This is a genomic window from Rhodopseudomonas sp. BR0C11 (genome assembly GCF_010820945.1).
In the GTDB taxonomy this organism is placed as follows: domain Bacteria; phylum Pseudomonadota; class Alphaproteobacteria; order Rhizobiales; family Xanthobacteraceae; genus Rhodopseudomonas; species Rhodopseudomonas palustris_H.
Map to the genome: position 1 here is coordinate 1 of NZ_QTKI01000374.1, position 4,871 is coordinate 4,871.

The following is a 4,871-nucleotide window of genomic DNA, read 5'->3' on the forward strand; positions in this document are numbered from 1 at the left end:
GCTGGTGGGCTCGCGGGCGCAGGGCGCACCGGCGATCACCACCACCGGCGAGCGCTCCGCATAGGCGCCGGCGATCGAGTTGACGAGGTTGAACGCGCCGGCCCCGTAAGTCACCACCGCGACGCCGATACTGCCGCGATAGCGCGACGCCGCATCGGCCGCGAAGCCCACCGCCGGCTCGTGGCTCAGGGTGAAATACGGCAGCGTGCCGCTTTCCTCGATCACCTTGAAAAACGGCAGCACGAAATCGCCGGGGATGCCGAAGATTTCCCGGGCCCCGTGATCCTTGAGGGCGTCGAGCAGCGCGGTCGCAAGCGTCGGCATGGGAGCTCCTGACTGGGCACGGAAAGCGCCGGACCGCTTTACCAGAGCTTCCGACTTTCGACCAACCGCACGCCCGTGTGACACGCCGCAAGGCCGAAATGCCGGCTGTTCCACAACGCCGGGGGATTATTCCGCGCCGCGCCCCGTTGGCGCTTGCCCGGCTTTCCAACTCTCCCTATAGCTCTTGCTTTAATGACCCCCGCCCCAAAATCGACTTTCGTCCTCGGTCACCGGCATCTGCTGGGAATCGAAGGGCTTTCCGCCGCCGACATTTCCGGCCTGCTCGACCTCTCCGAGGAGTATGTCGAGCTCAACCGGCAGGTCGACAAAAAGCGCACCAGTTTGCGCGGCCGCACCCAGGTCAATCTGTTCTTCGAGGCCTCGACCCGGACGCAGTCGTCGTTCGAGATCGCCGGCAAGCGCCTCGGCGCCGACGTGATGAACATGAGCGTGTCATCATCGTCGATGCGCAAGGGCGAGACCCTGATGGACACCGCGGTGACGCTGAACGCGATGCACCCGGACATCCTGGTGGTCCGGCATCACGCCTCCGGCGCCGTGGAACTGCTGGCCCGCAAGGTCGACGGCTCGGTGATCAACGCCGGCGACGGCGCCCATGAGCATCCGACCCAAGCGCTGCTCGACGCGCTGACGATCCGCCGCAACAAGGGCCGGCTCGAAGGGCTGGTGGTGGCGATCTGCGGTGACGTGATGCATTCGCGCGTCGCCCGCTCCAACATTCTGCTGCTGAACACCATGGGCGCCCGCGTCCGCGTCGTCGCTCCCTCCACGCTGCTGCCGGCCGGCATCGAACGGATGGGCGTCGAGGTGGCTCGCGACATGCGCGAAGGGCTCGACGGCGCCGACATCGTGATGATGCTGCGGCTGCAGCGCGAGCGCATGAACGGCTCGTTCGTGCCGTCCTCGGCCGAGTACTTCAACTATTTCGGGCTCGACCAGAAGAAGCTGTCATACGCCAAGCCGGACGCGCTGGTGATGCACCCGGGCCCGATGAACCGCGGCGTCGAGATCGACTCGATCGTCGCCGACGGCGCCCAGTCGGTGATCCGCGAACAAGTCGAAATGGGTGTGGCGGTGCGCATGGCGGTGCTCGAAGCGCTCGCCCGCAATCTGCCGAACGCCTGATGCCGGAACGGGAAACAACATGCTGACCGATCGCCGCCCGATCCTGCTCGCCAACGCACGCCTGATCGACCCCTCACGCGACTTCGACGGCATCGGCGACGTGCTGATCGCCGACGGCGTGATCCGCGATGCCCGTCGCGGCATCGGTGCTGCCGGCGTCCCTGAAGGCACCGACATCGTCAATTGCGCCGGCATGGTGGTCGCGCCCGGTCTGGTCGACATGCGCGCCTTCGTCGGCGAACCCGGCGCTAGCCACCGCGAGACCTTCGCATCCGCCAGCCAGGCCGCGGCCGCCGGCGGCATCACCACCATCGTCTGCCAGCCCAACACCAACCCGGTGATCGACAATTCGGCGACGGTCGACTTCGTGATGCGCCGCGCCCGCGACACCGCGATCGTCAACATCCATCCGATGGCGGCCGTCACCAAGGGTCTGGCCGGTGCGGAGATGACCGAGATCGGTCTGTTGAAGGCCGCCGGCGCGGTGGCGTTCAGCGACGGCGACCTCAGCATCACCAACGCGCAGGTGATGCGCCGGGCGCTGACTTACGCGCGCGATTTCGATGCGCTGATTGTGCATCACACCGAGGACCCCGACCTGGTCGGCGAAGGCGTGATGAACGAGGGGGAGTTCGCCACTCGGCTCGGCCTCGCCGGCATCCCCAACGCTGCCGAGACGGTGATGCTCGAGCGCGACATTCGCCTGGTGATGCTGACCGGCGGCCGCTACCACGCTGCGTCGCTGAGCTGCATCGAGTCTCTGGAGATCCTGCAGCGCGCCCGCGACCTTGGCCTGCCGGTGTCGGCGTCGGTTTCGATCAATCACGTCGCGCTCAACGAGAACGACATCGGGCCGTATCGCACCTTCCTCAAGCTGGCGCCGCCGCTGCGCACCGAAGCCGACCGCAAGGCGCTGATCGCGGCGATCGCCTCCGGGCTGATCGACGTGGTGATGTCGGATCACAATCCGCAGGACGTTGAGGTCAAGCGGCTGCCGTTCGCCGAAGCCGCCGCCGGCGCGATCGGGCTGGAGACGATGCTGCCGGCCGGACTCCGGCTGGTGCACGCCGGCGAACTGGACTTCTTGAGCCTGATCCGCGCGATGTCGACCCGCCCGGCCGAACTGCTCGGCCTGCCCGGCGGCACGCTGCGCGGAGGCAGCCCCGCAGACCTGATCGTGATCGATCCGGACGTGCCGTGGCTGGTCGATCCGGACGAACTGAAATCGAAGTGCAAGAATACGCCGTTCGACGAAGCGCGGTTCTCCGGCCGTGTGACCCGCACCATCGTCGGCGGACGCACCGTCTATGAGCATGTGTGAGATTCGAAGGCTGGTTGAGTCAGCCGCTTGAACTAGGCCTTTCGATCCGTCATTGCGAGCGCAGCGAAGCAATCCAGAAATGCCGAGCACGGAATTGGATTGCTTCGTCGCTTCGCTCCTCGCAATGACGGGGAGAGTCTGACTTTATTGCCGCGCTAAAGTGTTTGGAGAGTTGTGATGATCGGGATCTACATCGCCGCGCTGGTGATTGGTTATCTGTTCGGCTCGATCCCGTTCGGCCTGATCCTCACCAAGATCGCCGGTACCCAGGATCTGCGCTCGATCGGCTCCGGCAATATCGGCGCCACCAACGTGCTGCGAACCGGCCGCAAGGGCCTCGCCGCCGCGACCCTGCTGCTCGATGCGCTGAAGGGCACCGCCGCGGTGATCCTCGCCGCCTATCTCGCCTCCGGCACCGACGCGGTCGCCGCCAACGCCGCGATGCTGGCGGCGCTCGGCGCCTTCCTCGGCCATCTGTTTCCGGTGTGGCTGAAGTTCAAAGGTGGCAAAGGAGTCGCCGTCTATATCGGCGTGCTGATCGGACTGTTCTGGCCTGCCGCGATCGTGTTCTGCCTGATGTGGCTCGCGACCGCCTTCACCTCGCGCTACTCATCGCTGTCCGCGCTGGTCGCGAGCTTCGTCACCCCGATCTTCCTGTGGTGGTTCGGGCACGACGCCCTCGCCTCGCTGTTCGCGGTGCTGACGCTGCTGCTGTTCTGGATGCACCGCGAAAACATCATGCGGCTGCAGGCCGGCACCGAGAGCAAGATCGGGCAGAAGAAGTAACTGAGAATTCTCGTTTAGATAAAAGAACGCATTCTATTTTGAGTCCCCCGGTGGCGGCGGGAGCCCTTGCCCTCTAGCTCTATTCTGCGCCATCCTAAGAAAGTACCGGCTCTTGTCGTTTTCGCATTCCTCATCTGCACAATTCCAGTGCCAACACAGTCCATATTTCACGTCGAGTTTTCCGTCTGCATCTAAAAGCGGAACTACCGCGTAGCAGAATTTGGAGATTCGCCTTGGAGTCCCAGCGAAGCCATCATTGTATCTGACCAGTCCGTAAACGTATCCTTCCGCCCTGTTCTTGGCCATTTTGATCATCGCGCCAGTCGGAATTCCTCCAACATTTATAGGCACAATACCTTTCGCGGCGAGAGATATAGGCTGAGCCGGGAAATTATCCTTTATCGAATTAAATACCAGCTCTGGGTCCAAAGAGCTATGCGCCGGCCTCACCCTTCCGGCAGGAGGCGGGTCATTGACCTCGTCCTCCCTGAACTCAAAATGGGTGAACACCTCAGCATTCTGGGTACGAGTATTACCAGTATTTTCCAAGTGAACCTGGAAGAAATGGTACCCCGAGAAGACACTGTCACTTATTACTAGGCTCTTTCCATCGACAAACGGACGCTGAACTGCAACATATGATTCTTGCGTGAATTCAGCCTGAGCTTTGATGGGAGCGTAAACCCGTATCATTTCATGCAACTGGAATGCTGATATACCCGCAGCAGTAAATAATCCAAACAAAGTAAGACAATCTCTGATAAAGCGCCCGCGATCAGCCTTAGCTTGATCCGTCCTGAAGCTCCGGTACTCATCAACCAAAGCACCGATTGAATCACGATACCTTTCAAAGGCATTGCTTCGGTGAATCTGTTTCGAAAGCTTGCTAATTTCTCGCCGAGATAGCATCAGACACCCTCTAGATCCATATCACCGGAGCTTCAAACCCAACTATCACAAGACTGCACCTCGCGAGACATCAACAGATGTTGCTTTGTTAAGATAGTTGCGCAAGATTTTCTAACGTGGGCGATCAAGAGATTCACCTTCTCACCGAGGCGCAGCGGATCGACTGGCTGCGGCTGATCCGGGCTGACAATGTCGGCCCTCGCACATTTCGGTCGCTGATCAATCATTTCGGCTCGGCGCGTGTGGCGCTGGAGCGGTTGCCGGAGCTGGCGCGGCGGGGCGGCGCGGCGCGGGCCGGCCGTATCCCATCCGAAGACGAAGCGCGGCGCGAGATCGAGGGCGGACGCCGGATCGGCGTCGAGCTGGTGGCGCCGGGCGAGACCGG

General features: G+C 62.5%; 5 protein-coding genes and 1 pseudogene. 4 read left to right on the forward strand and 2 right to left on the reverse strand.

Going from position 1 to position 4,871, the window contains the following annotated elements; all coding sequences use genetic code 11:
* Positions 1 to 324 (reverse strand): thiamine pyrophosphate-binding protein (locus DYI24_RS21360; RefSeq protein ID WP_246701335.1); only part of this gene is annotated, 324 nt, incomplete at its 3' end.
* Between the two features lie 192 nt (positions 325 to 516).
* On the opposite strand from DYI24_RS21360, the gene DYI24_RS21365 reads away from it, so the two are divergent.
* The 3 genes from DYI24_RS21365 to plsY all read left to right on the forward strand — a co-directional run bounded on the left by DYI24_RS21365 (position 517) and on the right by plsY (position 3,577).
* On the forward strand, positions 517 to 1,470 hold the full coding sequence (locus DYI24_RS21365) for an aspartate carbamoyltransferase catalytic subunit (protein WP_011158662.1): 954 nt from the start codon (positions 517 to 519) through the stop codon (positions 1,468 to 1,470).
* Between the two features lie 19 nt (positions 1,471 to 1,489).
* Positions 1,490 to 2,791 (forward strand): dihydroorotase, encoded by a 1,302-nt coding sequence (locus tag DYI24_RS21370; protein ID WP_164573758.1) that lies wholly within the window; start codon positions 1,490 to 1,492, stop codon positions 2,789 to 2,791.
* Positions 2,792 to 2,965: 174 nt separating this feature from the next.
* Positions 2,966 to 3,577: a glycerol-3-phosphate 1-O-acyltransferase PlsY gene (gene plsY / locus DYI24_RS21375; protein ID WP_164573759.1), complete on the forward strand. Its 612-nt coding sequence runs from the start codon at positions 2,966 to 2,968 to the stop codon at positions 3,575 to 3,577.
* A gap of 33 nt (positions 3,578 to 3,610) precedes the next feature.
* On the opposite strand, the gene DYI24_RS21380 is transcribed toward plsY, so the two are convergent.
* Complete coding sequence (locus DYI24_RS21380) at positions 3,611 to 4,486, reverse strand: hypothetical protein (RefSeq protein ID WP_164573760.1); 876 nt, start codon at positions 4,484 to 4,486, stop codon at positions 3,611 to 3,613.
* Between the two features lie 116 nt (positions 4,487 to 4,602).
* On the opposite strand from DYI24_RS21380, the pseudogene DYI24_RS21385 reads away from it, so the two are divergent.
* Positions 4,603 to 4,871 (forward strand): annotated as a pseudogene (locus DYI24_RS21385) (DNA-processing protein DprA); the annotation flags it as partial.